The sequence below is a fragment of the Oleiphilus sp. HI0125 genome, from assembly GCF_001635355.1.
Genome location: NZ_LWGF01000973.1, coordinates 1 through 1,248, shown reverse-complemented (window position 1 = coordinate 1,248; position 1,248 = coordinate 1). Strand labels below are relative to the sequence as shown.

Below are 1,248 nucleotides of genomic sequence, written 5' to 3'. Positions count from 1 at the left end.
TATTACAACTCGTCATTATGGCCGTATCGTAAAGAATTGGGTGACGAGCATAGATTTGGACCCAAGTGCATACGGTACTCATAGCATGCGCCGCACCAAAGCATCGATAATATACAAGCAAACTAAAAACCTACGTGCGGTGCAAATCCTCCTTGGTCATACAAGCCTTGAAAGTACAGTCAGGTACTTAGGAGTTGAGGTTGATGACGCATTGGAACTTGCGCAGAACATAGAGATTTAAATCACCACGTTCCATGGGGCTATCTGCGGATAGCCCTTTCTAACTCGACACCGAGTCAGCTTTATTGACGTGAGCGCGCATCAATTTGCAATTTTACTCAACCGCCACAACTGTCTTTTGCAGTGATGAGGTAATGTCCGCTTTTCATTCCTAGCACGCTTCAACAGTGTGTTTCTCCCCTTCCGGTCCGCCAAACACTTTTTATGCGTTTTTCCCATCACTACATCTCTTTAATCAGCTCAATTACTTCAGTACGACCGACAAAACTTGCAGCGTTCAGCGAATTAGGCGTAGGTCTCGCGCCATTAGCGATAAGTAGTTTTATAACTTCCATAGAACTACCAATAATGGCAGCATCTAATGGGCTACCTTTCCCTGGTGCGTAATATCCTGCATCCGCACCTTCTTTTAGCGCCAGTCTAACAGTATCTAGATCATTAAACCGGGCAGCAGTAATTAGTTTTTCCGTGGGCGTCATTCCCAAGTAAGGACTTTGCCTCACGTCAGGCAACTCGGGAAGCCGATCGGTGTCGCGTAATCCGATTATCAGTGTTTTATCTCCCTCGAACACGTACGGAGGGATAAATGTGTTATATGCGGCCGAATCGCCTGCAGCGCTCCCTGTGAGTTTCCCTTTCAAGATTCTACCAGCCCCGTCAAACGATGCGCCTACGCAGGGATCATAGAATACTACCCCTTCCGCATCGCGTTTTTCCGACGTTACAAGGCTCATCGTGCACCCGGAATGCGGGCTCCATCGGGCCAGGACAAAGAACTGTTCTTTTTTGGACCGGAACGGAAATTTCTCAGTTTTGGGTTGCCCCACAAACAACAGGCGCGTCCACACGTTAGACGAAGAAGCAAAATATGAAGCTTCAATAGATGATGTTAGATTTTCGCTTCGTGGATCCGCCAAGCGGGAACTATCAGTTTTTGATAGATTTTCAATATCTTTCGCAGTTCTCCGGTATACCGATACAGGTCTATCCACATAATCCACCGTAATG

Annotated in this window: 2 protein-coding genes; one reads left to right on the top strand and one right to left on the bottom strand. The window is 46.8% G+C overall.

Features of this window, described 5'->3' with window-relative positions; genetic code table 11:
* Positions 1-241: tyrosine-type recombinase/integrase (locus A3762_RS26015; protein WP_156493531.1), on the top strand; the 241-nt coding region annotated here is incomplete at its 5' end.
* A 220-nt stretch (positions 242-461) separates the two neighbouring features.
* On the opposite strand, the gene A3762_RS16545 is transcribed toward A3762_RS26015, so the two are convergent.
* Complete coding sequence (locus A3762_RS16545) at positions 462-974, bottom strand: hypothetical protein (protein WP_156493096.1); 513 nt, start codon at positions 972-974, stop codon at positions 462-464.
* Between the last annotated feature and the right edge of the window lie 274 nt (positions 975-1,248).

Excerpts from the sequence above, each read along its gene's own strand:
- A3762_RS16545 (WP_156493096.1), bottom strand. The coding sequence starts at position 974 with ATGAGCCTTGTAACGTCGGAAAAACGCGATGCGGAAGGGGTAGTATTC.